General features: G+C 66.9%; 12 protein-coding genes, 1 tRNA gene and 1 pseudogene. 9 read left to right on the top strand and 5 right to left on the bottom strand.

Going from position 1 to position 14,667, the window contains the following annotated elements; translation table 11 throughout:
• Positions 1-17: 17 nt before the first annotated feature.
• Positions 18-1,754, bottom strand: coding sequence for a lysylphosphatidylglycerol synthase domain-containing protein (locus RVX_RS09510; protein ID WP_116305676.1), 1,737 nt, complete (start codon positions 1,752-1,754; stop codon positions 18-20).
• Between the two features lie 795 nt (positions 1,755-2,549).
• Between RVX_RS09510 and RVX_RS09505 the strand changes: the two genes are divergently transcribed.
• Positions 2,550-3,839 (top strand): DUF4910 domain-containing protein, encoded by a 1,290-nt coding sequence (locus RVX_RS09505; protein WP_116305675.1) that lies wholly within the window; start codon positions 2,550-2,552, stop codon positions 3,837-3,839.
• A 217-nt stretch (positions 3,840-4,056) separates the two neighbouring features.
• On the opposite strand, the gene RVX_RS09500 is transcribed toward RVX_RS09505, so the two are convergent.
• From RVX_RS09500 to RVX_RS09485, 4 genes are all read right to left on the bottom strand, one after another.
• Positions 4,057-4,545: a hypothetical protein gene (locus RVX_RS09500; RefSeq protein WP_116305674.1), complete on the bottom strand. Its 489-nt coding sequence runs from the start codon at positions 4,543-4,545 to the stop codon at positions 4,057-4,059.
• 109 nt (positions 4,546-4,654) lie between these two features.
• Positions 4,655-4,748 (bottom strand) — tRNA-Ser (locus RVX_RS09495).
• Between the two features lie 89 nt (positions 4,749-4,837).
• Positions 4,838-5,269 carry a tRNA adenosine(34) deaminase TadA gene (gene tadA, locus RVX_RS09490; protein ID WP_116306511.1) on the bottom strand — a complete coding sequence of 144 codons (432 nt, stop codon included), beginning with the start codon at positions 5,267-5,269 and terminating at the stop codon, positions 4,838-4,840.
• A gap of 200 nt (positions 5,270-5,469) precedes the next feature.
• A complete protein-coding gene (locus RVX_RS09485) occupies positions 5,470-6,126 on the bottom strand; it encodes a TIGR00730 family Rossman fold protein (RefSeq protein ID WP_116305673.1) in 657 nt (218 codons plus the stop codon).
• A 244-nt stretch (positions 6,127-6,370) separates the two neighbouring features.
• On the opposite strand from RVX_RS09485, the gene RVX_RS09480 reads away from it, so the two are divergent.
• From RVX_RS09480 to RVX_RS09445, 8 genes and pseudogenes are all read left to right on the top strand, one after another.
• On the top strand, positions 6,371-7,981 hold the full coding sequence (locus RVX_RS09480; RefSeq protein ID WP_116305672.1) for an MBL fold metallo-hydrolase RNA specificity domain-containing protein: 1,611 nt from the start codon (positions 6,371-6,373) through the stop codon (positions 7,979-7,981).
• 222 nt (positions 7,982-8,203) lie between these two features.
• A complete protein-coding gene (gene rsmD, locus RVX_RS09475) occupies positions 8,204-8,776 on the top strand; it encodes a 16S rRNA (guanine(966)-N(2))-methyltransferase RsmD (protein ID WP_116305671.1) in 573 nt (190 codons plus the stop codon).
• A pseudogene (coaD, locus tag RVX_RS09470) lies at positions 8,752-9,282 on the top strand (pantetheine-phosphate adenylyltransferase); the annotation flags it as partial. The gene rsmD and the pseudogene coaD, both read left to right, overlap by 25 nt.
• Before the next feature lie 390 nt (positions 9,283-9,672).
• A complete protein-coding gene (miaA, locus tag RVX_RS09465; protein ID WP_116305669.1) occupies positions 9,673-10,656 on the top strand; it encodes a tRNA (adenosine(37)-N6)-dimethylallyltransferase MiaA in 984 nt (327 codons plus the stop codon).
• A gap of 217 nt (positions 10,657-10,873) precedes the next feature.
• On the top strand, positions 10,874-11,404 hold the full coding sequence (locus RVX_RS09460; RefSeq protein ID WP_116305668.1) for a YeeE/YedE thiosulfate transporter family protein: 531 nt from the start codon (positions 10,874-10,876) through the stop codon (positions 11,402-11,404).
• Positions 11,405-11,406: 2 nt separating this feature from the next.
• Positions 11,407-11,931: a DUF6691 family protein gene (locus RVX_RS09455; protein WP_116305667.1), complete on the top strand. Its 525-nt coding sequence runs from the start codon at positions 11,407-11,409 to the stop codon at positions 11,929-11,931.
• A 470-nt stretch (positions 11,932-12,401) separates the two neighbouring features.
• Positions 12,402-13,676: a transglycosylase SLT domain-containing protein gene (locus tag RVX_RS09450; RefSeq protein ID WP_230404517.1), complete on the top strand. Its 1,275-nt coding sequence runs from the start codon at positions 12,402-12,404 to the stop codon at positions 13,674-13,676.
• A gap of 329 nt (positions 13,677-14,005) precedes the next feature.
• A complete protein-coding gene (locus tag RVX_RS09445; protein ID WP_007521230.1) occupies positions 14,006-14,515 on the top strand; it encodes an OmpH family outer membrane protein in 510 nt (169 codons plus the stop codon).
• Positions 14,516-14,667: the final 152 nt, after the last annotated feature.

Raw genomic sequence — 14,667 nt, 5'->3', positions numbered from 1 at the left:
AGGGCAGGCCAGGGTGGCTAGTCGCCGCCCGCTTGTTTCGTGTCGTCCTGCGGCCCGGCATCGCCGGGCTTCTTGCGGCGCAGGGCGTTTTCGCGGATGCGTTGGGCCGCCCTGTAGATGCGGCGGAAGCGCTCGCGCCGGGCCGCCGTGAAATCGCCCAGCCGCCCGTGCAGCGGAAAGGCCATCCGCCGCACCAGGAACACGGCCAGCACCATTGCGATGCCGCCAAAGGCGCGCAGCAGGCGCGCGGCGTCGTTGTCTGCCGCGAAGGTCCACCACAGGTCGTGGGCGTAGGGCACGCGCGCATGCACGAACAGCCCCAGCAGCAGGGCACAGCCCACCACCAGCAGCACGGCCACCAGCCAGCGCATGGTGAACCGTTCGCGCAGCAGCGAGGTGCGGCGGAAGAAGCGCCGCCGGGTCACGCACAGCGACGCCAGCACCAACGCCAGCAATATGGCTTCCTGCCAGTCCAGCCCCTTCAGCACGCAACTGGCGATGCCCAGCACCACCAGCGCCGTCACCAGCCGCCAGGCCGAGGCCAGGCGGCGTTGCAGCCCGCGTGAAAGCAGCAGCAGGCCAACGCCCGCCACACCGCCCATGAAGTGGGCTGATTCCATGGCCCACAGCGGCACGCTGGCCGCAAGCACGGCGCGGCTGTCCGCCGCCAGGGGAATGGCGCTGGAGAACAGCAGGATCAGCCCGGCGGCGAAGGCCAGGTACGCCATCAGGGTATGCGACAGGGCGTCGGTCCAGCGGCCCGCCTCGTCCAGAATCCGTTCCGCCTCGTGGCGGCGCAGGTGCAGTTCGTGCCCGCCCAGCAGCACCGCGGCGAACAGCAGCGGCAGCAGGTAGTAGATGAACCGGAAGCAGATCAGCGCGGCGATGACCGTCTGCGGCGAATGGGTGTGCGACAGGCTGAGGATGACCAGCTCGAACACGCCCGCGCCGCCAGGCACGTGGCTGAGCACCACGGCCACCACGGCCATCAGGTACACGGAAAGGAACTGGATGAAGTCGAGCCCGAGGTCGGCGGGCATGAGCACGTACAGGCAGCCCGCCGCCACCACCAGGTCCAACCCGGCCACCAGGGTCTGCATGATGGCAAGCCGGAACGGCGGCAGCGCGAATTCCTTGCCCATCACGCGGATGGGGTGCTTCGCCACCAGGGTCAGGATGTGGTAGCCGACGGTCAGCGCCAGCAGCACCACACCCAGCAGGCGCACGTCGCGCAGGGGAATGTCCAGCGAAGGCGGCACCGGCAGCGGCTGGATGATGAACACCGCCCCGGCCACGCCCAGCGCGCCCACCCAGAAGGTGATGGCCAGCATGACCACCAGGCGCACCACGTCGACCACCGAAAAGCCCCACGCCGAATAGAACCGGTAGCGCACCGAACTGCCGCCCAGCAGCGCCCCGAAGTTGTAGCTGGTCACGCAGCCCACGAACGAGACGAGGGCGGTGCGGGCCATGGACAGCGGCTTGTTGATGGCGCGCAGGGCCAGCGCGTCGTACCCCACCAGCACCAGATAGTTGAACACCATCAGCACAAGGGACGCCACAAGGCTGCTCACGGGCATCTGGCGCATGCTCTCGCGGATTTCGTCGATGTGGTACTTGCTGACTTCGTTGTACAGCAGCCACACGGCCCCGCAGAAGATGGCGAAGACTGCCACCGAGCCCAGGGAGCGCAGGTGCTTCTTCCAGGGGGCGGGGCGTTTGGCGGTGACGGGTTCGACGTCTGTGTGCTTCATGCGAAGATGTGTCGCCGTGATGAAAGTGTTGTCGTGCGCCGCGTTGCCACACCTGTTGTCGCGGCGGAACGCAGCCTACACCGGAGGTCCGGTTACGGCAAGGCGCGGGAACATGAATTCTCCCGCGCGGCACGCCGTAGTCACGGGGTGCGTTGAAATGCGGCACGGCGGCGCGGGTTGGCGCGCACCACCGCCATGCGTCGCCAGCGGCGAGGCGGCGTGCGGCACGCTGCGCCCGCGCTGCCGCATGCCCGTGATCGCGGGTGGCCGCGCAGTTCCCACCGTGCAACGTGGCGCGCGCGGGGCGCGATGGTTCCGCCGCCGTTACCCGCCCCATGTGGAGTGGCGATTTCGGATCCGTCGTATGTCCCATATGTTTCACACAGCGGTGGAACAATGGCGGGCATGCGCATGTCCAAACGATGCATGAATATTTTTTCCTGTCGCATGGCTATGTTGAGACAATGCGGCTGTTTCGCAACATTCCTGTCGCTTGAACACGTTTCATCCGTGCAGTAGAAAAGCCTTCCGCCGCGCCACCATTGGCGGCGGAAGACGCCCGTGCAGTGCCGGGCGTCCGTTTTGCGCGTCCTCCGGCCTGCCGTGAATGGCGGGCCGCCGCACCGGCAAGGGGTTGCCCGGCGCGGCGGGGATGCATCATCTGGCATGCCCGCATCGTTCCCGCGCAGACGGGCACGGCGCAGGGCGGGGGCCTTTCAAAGGCGCATCGACCTTGCGGTCCGGGCGGACGCGCGCTGCGCGTCGGTCGGTCGTCGCATGGTCCGAAGGAAGGGTATGGACGCAGATCGTCTCGGGCAGGACATGTACCGTTGGATGGCGGACCTTTTTCCCATCTGTAGAAGCCTTACCGGCGACGGGGTGCGCGAGACCCTGCGCTATCTCGGCGGCCTGATGCCGGGGCTGCGCCTGCACGAGGTGCCCACCGGCACCCGCTGCTTCGACTGGACCGTTCCCGACGAATGGAACGTGCGTGACGCCTACGTGGCCGACATGCAGGGCAACCGGCTGATCGACTTCAAGGCCAGCAACCTGCACCTGGTGGGCTATTCCGAACCGGTGGACGCCGTGGTGACGCGAGAGGAACTGGACGCCCGGCTCTACTCGCTGCCCGACCAGCCCGACGCCATTCCCTACGTCACCTCGTATTACAAGCGCACCTGGGGCTTCTGCATCGCCCATGAAAGGCGCGATTCCCTGGGCCCCGGCCCGTTCCGGGTGAAAGTGGATTCCACCCTGGCCCCCGGCCACATGACCTGCGCGGACCTGTTCCTGCCCGGCCGCTCGGAGAAGACGGTGGTGCTTTCCACCTACGTGTGCCATCCCTCCATGGCCAACAACGAGCTTTCCGGCCCGGTGCTGCAGACGGCCATGGCCCGCCACCTGATGCAGCGCGACCGCGAGCTGTCGTACCTGCTGGTGTTCGTGCCGGAAACCATCGGCACCATCTGGTATCTCAGCCAGCACCTGGCCGAGATGCAGCGCAACGTGGTGGCCGGGTACGTGCTGAGCTGCGTGGGCGACGACCGGGGCTGGTCGTACCTGCCCTCGCGCCAGGGCAACACCCTGACGGACCGCGTTTCGCGCCACGTGCTGGGCGCGTACCACCCGGACTACACGCGCTACACCTTTCTCGATCGGGCCAGCGACGAACGCCAGTACAACAGCCCCGGCGTGGACCTGCCGGTGATTCCCTTCGCCCGCAGCCTGTACCGCCACTACCCCGAGTACCACACCTCGCTGGACGACCTTTCCGTGGTTTCTCCGGCGGGGCTGGCCAATTCGTTCACCACGCTGGCGCGGTGCCTGGAGATCATCGAGAACAACCGCACCTGGCGCGCCACCTGCCTGTGCGAGCCGCAACTAGGCAAGCGTGGGCTGTACCCCACCACGTCGGTGAAGAACGGTTACGGCAACAAGGTGAACATCATCATCGACTTTCTGGCCTATGCCGACGGCACGCTGGATCTGGTGGATATTGCCGGCCGCATCGGCGTGCCCGCCGACGAGTGCATCCCCGTGGTGCGCGAACTGGCGGCGGCGGGCGTGCTGGCCCCGGTCGTGTAAGGTGGCATGATGGTGCGCAGGGCGGCGTAGGGTTGTGCAGGACGGGGTAGGGAGGCGGAAGGAAAGCAGTTGCCAGCGCCTTCCGACCTGGGCCGGTGACGGACGCAGGGATGACTTCACGCCAGACTTGCCCGTCTCTGCCATGGATTGCCATGAACAAGGCCCCCGGTGTCATGCCGGGGGCCTTGCTGCGTGATATGGGTGGGGTCGCTTGCGTTTAGTCCAGATCCTCGTCTTCCATGTCCTCGCCGAAGCCGTGGTAGTCGGCCAGGCGGCGCGCCTTTTTCAGGGCTTCCGCGCATTCCTTGGCGATGGCCTGAATGCCCTTGGCGGTAACGGCATCGGGCTTGGGGGCTTCGGCCTGTTGTGCGCCGTCGTCGTGACCCGCGCCGTCCCCCTGACCTGCGCCAGCACTGCCCATGGCGTTGGCGCGCATGGCGTCGGTGAAAATCCATACGCGGTTGGTGAGGTAGCGGCTGTCACCCGCCGTCCACGCGGCGCTGCCGCTCTTGCATGTGGCGGGAATGACCCCGCGCGTGCCCGGCCTGTCCGCGAAGCACTGGACGTACAGGCTGTAGTCCGCCTCCCGCCGCACCTCCACGAAGGCGCACAGGGCGTGCTCATCCTCTTTGTCCATGCCCTTGGAGGTGGTGGGAATGGCCCCTTCTTCGAGAAGGTCGTGCGGTGCAAGGTGGAAGACGTTCATGCTGGCTCCGGCTGGTATTTCTGGTGGAGAAGGGCGTAAGTGTCCTCGTTCCCACTGGCTGGCATCATAACGAAAGAAGGGGCCGGACTGTGTCCAACCCCTTGAAATATGGCGGAGAGGGTGGGATTCGAACCCACGTACCGGCTACTAACCGATAACTCGATTTCGAGTCGAGCGCGTTACGGCCACTTCGCTACCTCTCCGCGTTGCCAACCGGGGCTTGCCCGTGGCGGAGTGACCTTTTAGGAAATTTCGGGAAGGAAAGCAAGCCCCCAGTGGGCGGTCCGGGCTTCTACCTCCGCTCTCTAAAAAACTCCTGCAACAGCGCCCCGCACTCTGCCGCGCGCACATGGCCCATATGCCACACCCGGTGGTTGTGGAAGGGCTGGTCCAGCGCGTCCAGGCAAGAGGTGACGGCCCCGGCCTTCAGGTCGGGCGCGCCGTACACCACGCCCGCCACGCGGGCATGCACCATGGCCCCGGCGCACATCAGGCAGGGCTCCAGCGTCACCACCAGCACCGCGCCGTCCAGCCGGTAGTTGCCGGTGCTGCGGCAGGCTTCGCGCAGGGCCACCATTTCCGCGTGGGCGGACGGGTCGTGCGTGGCCACGGGGGTGTTGTGCCCCGCACCGATGATGCGCCCCTGCCGGTCCACCACCACCGCGCCCACGGGCACCTCGCCAAGGGCCGCTGCCTTGCGGGCCTGCGCAAGGGCGGCATCCATCAGCGCGTCCCACGTCCAGCCGGGCGGGGCGGGGGGCACGGGGCCAGCCGGGCCGCGCAGGGCGTAGGGCGGCAGGATGAAGGCGTCGTCCGTCACGATACTGCTCCGAAAAATATCCGGCCCGGTTGCCGTCTGGTGGCCGGGCCGGTGTCGGTTACGTCTGCGGCGCGGCGAAGGCAGTAAAGCCCCGCCGACCGCCCCTAGATGATCACGTGCTTCTTTATGTACGCCACCACCTGCTCGGGGGTGTCCAGCACGGTGAAGAGTTCCATTTCCTCTTCGCGGATGAAGTCGTACGACACCATCTTGTCGCGAATCCAGTCCAGCAGGCCGTTCCAGTAGTCGCTCTTGTACAGGATGATGGGGAACGGCTTGATGCGGTGGGTCTGCGTCAGCACGAAGGCCTCGGTCAGTTCGTCCAGCGTGCCCACGCCGCCGGGCATGACCACGTAGGCCATGGCGTACTTGATGAACATCAGCTTGCGCACGAAGAAGTAGCGGAAGTCGCAGCGCGTCTTCACGAATTTGTTGGCGCCCTGTTCCATGGGCAGGTGGATGTGCAGCCCCACGGACGTGCCGCCCGCTTCGGCAGCGCCCTTGTTGCCTGCTTCCATCAGGCCGGGGCCGCCGCCGGTGATGACGCCGTACCCGGCCTCCACCAGTTTGCGGGCAATGGTTTCCGTTTCCGCGTACAGGGGGCTGTCCGGCTTCACCCGCGCAGACCCGAAGATGGACACGCAGCGGTCCAGGTCGCTCAGCGTGTCGAAGCCGTCCACCAGTTCGGCCATTATCTTGAAGAGCCGCCACGACTCCTTTATGGACAGGTTGTCAATCACGTACTGCTTGGAAGAACCCATTGCGCACTCCTTGAGTTTTGCGCACTATACGGATTCCGCGCAGCCCGCGCAACGCCCGGAAATCGTTCGCGGGGTTCGTGAACGGGCGGCCGGAGCCTTCCTGGCATGACCGGCCGACAATCGCCCGCGGGCGCCACGGGGCGCCCCCATGACCGGGCGTGGCCCCCATCCCGGCGCTGCTGGCCCATCCGTCCTGTCCGTCCGCATCCGCGCCACTTCACCCTCACCGGAACAAGGGGAACGCATGAACATACAGTTTCTGGGAGCCGCGCAGACCGTTACCGGCTCGTGCTACATGCTGGAAGCCAACGGCACCCGCTTCGCGGTCGACTGCGGCATGCACCAGGGCAACTCCGAAATCGACAAGCGCAACGAGAATACGGACATCTACCGCCCCGGCGACATCGCCTTCTTTCTCGTCACCCACGCCCACATCGACCACACCGGCCTTCTGCCGCGCATGACGCGTGAAGGCTTCAAGGGCGACATCTACTGCACCCCGCCCACGCGCGACCTGATGGACATCATGTTGCAGGATTCCGCCCACATCCAGGAAATGGAAGCGGAGTGGGAAACCCGCAAGCAAAGCCGCTTCGGCAGGCGCAAGCCGGTGGAGCCGCTGTACACCATGGCCGACGCGCAGAGCGCCGTGCGCAAGCTGCGCCCCGTGGAATACAACGCCCCGTTCGAGCCCGCGCCGGGCATTCGCGTTACCTACAAGGACGCCGGGCACATTTTGGGGTCCGCGTTCCTTGAAATAGAGGTGACGGAAAACGGCACGCCCACCCGGCTGGTGTTTTCCGGCGACCTGGGGCGGCCCAACCAGCTCATCGTCAACGACCCCGACCACCCCGCCCGGCCCGATTACCTGTTCATGGAATCCACCTACGGCGACCGCGACCACAAGGATTCCGAGAACAGCCGGGCCGAACTGGCGCAAGCCATCGCTTACAGCTACGGCCACGGCGAAAAGGTGATCATTCCCGCCTTTGCCGTGGAGCGCACCCAGCAGGTGTTGTACACCCTGCATATGCTGTGGCAGGACGGCAAACTGCCCGCCGACATGCCGGTGTACATCGACAGCCCCCTGGCCATCCGCGCCACGGAAATCTTTCGCAAGCACCCGCGCTTCTACGATGAAGACCTGAAGGCCGCCTACGCGCGCGGAGAAGACCCGCTGTCCCTGCCCAACCTGCGCTACACCCTGAACAGCCAGGAATCGCAGGCGCTGAACGGCATGAAAGGCCCGGCGGTCATCATTTCGGCCAGCGGCATGTGCAACGCGGGCCGCATCAAGCACCACCTGCGCCACAACCTGTGGCGGCAGGGGGCGGCCATCGTGTTCGTGGGCTACCAGGGCGTGGGCACGCCGGGCCGCAAGATCGTGGACGGCGCGCAGACCATCCGGCTGTTCAACGAAGACGTGGCGGTGAACGCCAAAGTGTTCACCATCGGCGGCTTTTCCGCCCACGCCGGGCAAAGCCACCTGCTCGACTGGGTGGGGGCCTTCCAGCACAAGGACATGGAAGTGTTTCTGGTGCACGGCGAAGAAAAGGCCCAGACCACCCTTTCGGAAAAGCTGCACGAACGCTACGGTCTTACCGTGCACGTGCCCACCTACATGGAAGAGGTGACGCTGAAGCCGGGCCGCACCATGCTGACCGCGCCCGACGAAAGCCGCGCCCATCCGCGCGTGGACTGGGAATTTCTGCTGGGCGACACCGAGGCCAAGGTGGCCCTGCTGCGCCAGCGCCTGGCCGGGGTGGAAACCCGCCCCTGGGTGGAACAGGTGGACATCCGCGACCGGGTGGCCGACCTGAATCGCGAGATATTGAGCCTGCTCTCGCAGGTGTAGACTCAAAATTGTCTTTTTGCCCGTTGGCATCGTCAAACTTCGCCTGCCATATCGGTCGAATACGATAAGAGTGCGCGTTGCGGTCGCCATCCATAAAGCTCGCTTCGCTCACTTAACGGCTGCCGCACTCCCTCATGGCGGGCTCGTTTTCCTTGCCAACGGGCAAAAATCCTAATTTTGAGACAGCACCTCGGTTTAAGCTTTCAATGCTTCAGGAGAGATATGCGCATCATCGCAGGTGAATACGGCGGCCGCGTGCTGAAGACGGCCGAAGGGCCGGGCTATCGGCCCGCCATGAGCAGGGTGCGCGAAGCGCTCTTCTCCATGCTGGAATCGCGCGGGGTGGTCTGGCCCGGCCTGCGCGTGCTGGACCTGTTCGCGGGCAGCGGCAGCCTGGCCTTCGAGGCGCTCAGCCGGGGCGCGGCAGAGGCGTGGTTTGTCGAAACCGCCCCCAAGGCGGCGGAGCTCATCCGCAAGAACGCCCAGACGCTGGGCATTGCCCAGGAGCGCTGGCAGGTGTTGCAGGAAGACTGCAACAAGCTGCTGGCGCGCCGGGCGCGCACCAGTTTCGACGTGGTGTTCATAGACCCGCCCTACGGCGAAGGGCAGCTTTCGCCCACGCTGCGCAACGCGGTGCGCAACGGTTGGCTGGCCGACGGGGCCATCGTGGCCGTGGAGGTGGAAGCGCGCCTGCCGCTGGACCCGGACCGCGAGAACGCGGCGCTGGAACCCATTGTCGACCGTACCTACGGACAGACGAGGATCGTGCTATGGACAACGCGCGAGAACGGGTAGGGCGGCTTGCCATCTACCCCGGCACCTTCGACCCGCTGACCAACGGCCACGTCAGCCTCATCCGCCGGGGCTGCCAGATTTTCGACAACGTGGTGGTGGCCGTGGCCGCCGACACGCCGAAGACGCCGCTGTTCTCGCTGGACGAGCGGGTGCGCATGGCCGAGGAAGTGTTTGCCGGGCACCCCTCCATCACCGTGGAGCCGTTCACCGGCCTGCTGGTGGACTACGTGGAGCGGCGCGGGGCCAACGTGATTTTGCGCGGGCTGCGCGCGGTGTCCGACTTCGAGTACGAATTCCAGCTGGCCCTGATGAACCGCAAGCTCAAGCGGCACATCCAGACCGTGTTCCTGATGACGGACTACCAGTGGCTGTACATCAGCTCCACCATCATCAAGGCGGCGGCCAGCCTGGGCGGCGACATCAAGGGCCTTGTGCCGGAAAACATCTACCGCAAGCTGCGCGAGAAGTACGGCTACCCCTACCCGCTGGGCGACGACATCGACCTTGGCATCGGGGGCATCGGTGGCGGCAGCGGCCAGGGCGGACCCGGCGGAATGGGCCGGGGCGGCGCGGCGGGGTCCGCCTTCGGGGCGGGACTTGGCAACGGGGGCTTTCTGCCGCGCGGCATGGGCGCGGGCCTCAGCGCCGAAGGCGACGATGCCCTGCGCAACGGCGGCCTGGATTCCGACGACGAGGGCTACGGCGGGGGGACGCCGCCGATGGCGCCTACGTTTTAGCGTATTCAAGCAAACGGTCCTTTTGTCCGCTGGCGGCGTCAAACTTCGCCTGCCATGTCGGTCGAATACGACAAGAGTATACTCCCTCATGGCAGACTTGTTTTCCTTGCCAGCGAACAAAAATCCTCGTTTGCTTATAAAACGGGGGGCGGCATTGTGATGGCCCTCTCCGATAATCCTTCAGGTTCATTGACCCGTACGCCCCCCATCCGCGTGATCTGTCTGGTCGGCCCCACCGGGGCGGGCAAGACGGCGGCGGCGCTGCACCTGGCGCGCACCTTCGGGGGCGGGGTGGTCAATGCCGATTCGCGGCAGGTCTACCGCGATTTTCCCATCATCACCGCGCAGCCCTCGCCGGAGGAACGCGCGGTGTGCCCGCACCTGCTGTACGGCTTTCTGCCCAGCACGGAAAAGATCAGCGCGGGCGTCTGGACCGACCGGGCCACGGCGGCCATCGACGAGCTGCGCCAGAACACGTCACGCCCAAACGGGCTGCTGCCGCTGCTGGTGGGCGGCACCGGCCTGTACCTGAAGACCCTGCTGGACGGCATCGCCGACATCCCCCGCGTGGACCCGGCCATCGGCGCGCGGCTGGAGCGCGAATGCGACGCGCTGGGCGCGCCCGCCCTGCATGCCCGGCTGGCGGTCATCGACCCGGAGTACGCCGCGCGCATCCACCCCAACGACCGTCAGCGCGCCGTGCGCGCGCTGGAGGTGCATGAGGGCACCGGACACACCCTTTCGTGGTGGCATGCCCGGCCCGTGCCGCCGCCGCGCTTCGCGGCGCTGCGCATGGGCATGGACATGAGCCTCGAAGAACTCACGCCCCGGCTCGACCGCCGCATCGATCTCATGCTCGCGGCGGGCGCGCTGGACGAGGCGCGCGCGGCCCGCGCCGTGTGCGACGACCCGGCCGCGCCCGGCTGGTCCGGCATCGGCTGTGCCGAACTGTACCGCCACCTCACCGGCGAACTGCCCTGTGCAGAGGCCCGGCTGCTGTGGCTGCGCAACACCCGTGCCTACGCCAAGCGGCAGCTGACGTGGTTCCGCGCCGACAGGCGCATCCACTGGATCAGGCCCGACGACCTCGACGCCATGACCGCGCTGGCGGCCGCCTTCCTGAACGGCGAATCCACGGAGTAGGGCGGCGCAGGCCGCCGGTTGCCGCTTTGCGGCATTCCCGCCGCGCCGGACGTTTGTCCTTCGCTGCCATACCCCCGCTCGTCTCCACGTGTTTGCACGGCATGCGGTACCGCGTCGGCACGCCACCGCCGGGGCGTCACGTAGTGCGAAATTCTTCATGTCGGTTGCCACACACTCACGCGCGGTGTAGCATGCGCCAAACTTCAGGGAGGCGTTCATGGACGCACAGAATTCCGGAAGCCCGGGGCGCAAGCCGTGGAGCCCCTATCTGGGCGGGGCGCTGAGCGGCCTGCTGGTGGTGGGATCGGTGTGGGTGACGGGCAAGTACTTTGGCGCGTCCACTACCTTCGTCCGCTCGGCGGGCTTCATGGAGCGAGTGTTCGCGCCCGACCGCGTGGCCGCGCTGGAATACTTCGTCAAGGAAGCGCCCAAGGTGGACTGGCAGTGGATGTTCGTGGCCGGGATATTCGTGGGCGCGCTGCTGGCGTCGCTGGCCTCGGGCACCTTCCGCTGGCAGGCGGTGCCGCCGGGCTGGGCGGAACGCTTCGGCCCGTCGAAGGTGCGGCGCGGCATTGCGGCCTTCTGCGGCGGCGCGCTGGCCATGTTCGGCGCGCGTCTGGCCGATGGCTGCCCCAGCGGGCATGGGCTCAGCGGGGCGCTGCAGCTTTCGGTGAGCGGTTTCGTGGCGCTGGCCTGCTTCTTCGCGGGCGGCCTGGTGATGGCGCGCATCCTGTACCGGGGGAGGTAGCCATGGATCTTACCTACGGACTGGTCACGGGCATTCTGTTCGGCATTTTCCTGCAACGCTCGGAAGTGCTGCGCCACGACCGGCAACTGGGCGCGTTGCGCCTGCGCGACATGACCATCGTCAAGTTCATGCTGTCCACCGTGGTTGTGGCCATGGTGGGCGTGTACCTGCTGGTGGACCTGGAGATGGCGAAACTGTCGGTGAAGCCGCTGGTGCTTGGCGGCAATGTGATAGGCGGGCTGGCCTTCGGGCTGGGCTGGGGCCTGCTGGGGTACTGCCCCGGCACCTCGCTGGGCGCGCTGGGCGAAGGCCGCTGGGACGCCCTGTGGGGCATCCTTGGCAGCCTGTGCGGTGCTGCCCTGTACGCCGAAGCCTACCCGGCCATGAAGGCCACCCTGCTGACCTGGGGCAACTACGGCAAGATCACCCTGCCGCAGATGCTGGGCGTGAATCATTGGCTGGTCATCGTGCCGCTGGCGGCGGGGGCGCTGCTGCTGTTCCGGTGGTTCGAGCGCAAGGGCTTGTAGAAACACAATAATGGCTGAACTTCGGGCCGCCGCCCCCATGCAGGGGGCGGCGGCCCGTTGCAGGGGGCGGCGGCCCGTTGCAGGGGGCGGCGGCCCGTTGCATGGGGGGACGTGGCTCCGTGCCGGGGCCGCGCCATGAGGGCGAGGGGGCTTAAGCCGTGCCCACCGTCGTCCGATACTCTGTAAGATGGCCATGGGGCTTGCCCGCCGGGCGTTCACCCCCTATGCTCGGGATAACGCGGCGTCGGCTTTCCGACTGCCGCGCGCTGGCGCGCCGGCTTCGGTCCGGTCCCGGCCTGCGGTCGGCGCACGGAAACAAGGCGTGCGTGGGCCTTGGCGCGGAATTTGCTTTTTGTCGGGGCATGGCGCAGTCACGGAAAACGGTTCACGAAACGAAAGGCGGTAATGCAGGCATGCACGCGGCGCGTCCAGCGCCCCGCATGCCGCGCCTGTTTCGTGATGGAGGGTGGGTGAAACGGCAACGCACGGCATGTGGCGGCCTGTTGGCCGCGGCGGCGCTGGCGGTGGGCGTGCTCGGCCTGGTGGCCGGGTTCGTGCCCGACGCGGGCAGCCCGTTCGTGCGTGCGCCGTTGAGCGACAGGGTGCTGCGCGCCAAGCCCGCCGTGGAGCGCCCCGTGGCCATGGGCGAGCAGTGGCGCATGCGCGCCGCAACAGCACGCCCCGAGGATGCCCGCGCCCAGCTTGATGACGTCATCGCCGCCGCGGCTTCGCCCGCCACGCAATCCCTTGCGCTTCCCGCCTCCGTGCATCCGGCCGTGGCAGCGTCGATGGGGCTGCCCGGCGTGCTCGGGGCCGTGGCGGAAGAAGCCGTGGTTTCGCAGTCGACGCCCTCGGTCAGTTTTGCCGGGGGCGGGGTGGCCGTGCCCACGGTGGACGGGCACCGTCCCGTGGACGCCATGGCCGACGCCGCCCCCATGATCCTGCCGGGGCTGGACCCCTTGCGCATTGATGGCGGCATGCCGCCCATGCAGACCATGCAACCCATGCAACCCATGCAAGTGGTCGAGCCCACCTTCTACGGAGAGGCGCTGGACCAGAGTGGTCGCCCGTTGCGCTGGACGCGCGGCGAAAGCGCCCGGCTGCTGGCGCGAGAATGCGCCACCACGCGCCGTTCGGCCGTGGCCGGGGTGCGTCGGCCGGTGTACGGCGGCAATTCGCGCGAGGTGCTGGCGGCAGCCACCCCCGAGCAGATGTTGCTGCGCGCCCGTCAATACCGCGACATGGTGGACCGCTACGCCCGGCGCTACAATCTTTCCCCCCGTCTGGTGCTGGCCATCATGCACGCCGAAAGCGGCTTCAACCCCAATGCGGTCAGCCCGGCGCAGGCCCTGGGACTGATGCAGATCGTGCCGGAAACAGCCGGGGGCGAGGTGCACGCCTACCTGCACGGCACGCCCGGCCAGCCGCCCCGCGACGCCCTGTTCGACCCCGGCACCAACATCCGCTACGGCACGGTGTACCTGCACCTTCTGGCCAACCGGCATTTCTTCGACATCGCCAACCCGGCCACGCGCGAACTGTGCGTCATCGCAGCCTACAACGGCGGGCCCAACGCGCTGCTGCGCGTCTTTCACCCCGACAGGGACAAGGCCGTGGCCATGATCAACGCCATGACCACCCAGCAGGTCTACGACAAGCTGGTGCGCCACATGCCCGCCGACGAATCGCGCAAGTACGTGGACAAGGTGCTTGCCTCGCTGGAGAATTTTTCATCCATCCATTAGCCGGGCACCGGGAAGGGGGACTTTCCGGCGTTTGCGGCACAGCGTGGTTTTCACGCGCCCCGGATGCAACCGACGCGGTTTGCCGCCGGAGCGCGCGGCATGTGCTGTCCATCGGCTGCGCTCAAGGTGAAATAGTAATGCCCTATTGTCGCATGCCTGATGAGGCGGATGGTCCGGCCAGGCCCTTCCTGCCTCGTTGTGTTGCAACGCGAAAGGGCGTAAGGGGTGATGGTCGCGCCGTTCGGCGCGCCGCCCTGCCCAGCGGGCACGGCATTCAAGCCCGTGGTCGCCCCCGCGCGGGGCCAACCGTTCCGAAACAGGAGTCGTTCATGAAGAGATATGCCCTCGTACTGCTGGCCCTTGCCGCCATGGTGGCGCTTGCCGGGTGCAACCAGCCCAAGTCCGGCGGCATCGCCGTGGTGAACACCGCCCGCGTCTACCAGGAAAGCGAGGCGGGCAAGGCCGGGGTGAAGCACCTCGAAGCGCTGCACGAGGAAATGCAGAACCAGCTCAACCAGATGCAGGAATCGCTGCAGAAGGACCAGAGCGACGACAACAAGCGCAAGTTCCAGGAAGCCTTCGCCGACTACCAGAAGCGCATGGGCGCCGAGCAGCAGCAGGTCATCTCCGTGCTGAACGAGAACCTGCAGAAGGTGCTGGATTCCTACCGCGAAAAGAACGGCCTCGACGTCATCGTGGGCAACGACAACGTGCTCTCCGCCGGTCCCAACGCCGACGTTACCGGCAACATCGTGGCCGAACTGAACAAGTTGAACATCGCCTTCAAGCGCCTTGAGGCGGAAGCCCCGGCCAAGCCGGCGGAAGCGCCCAAGCAGTAACGCTGCGGCAGGCTCGCACATCCGTAAGACAGGGACGCTCCGGCTGGCCGGGGCGTCCCTTTTACTTTGTCGTCATCAGGCCCGCGCCTTTCGGGGGCCGATGCTTTGTGTCGCGGAGGGTGGCGCCTGCAGGACGGGCAGGGGCGAAGCGC

Origin of the sequence: Nitratidesulfovibrio sp. HK-II, from assembly GCF_003402415.2 — a bacterium.
Taxonomy (GTDB): domain Bacteria; phylum Desulfobacterota; class Desulfovibrionia; order Desulfovibrionales; family Desulfovibrionaceae; genus Cupidesulfovibrio.
Note: the sequence above shows the minus strand (reverse complement) of the source record. Positions and strands in the feature narration are given on the sequence as shown.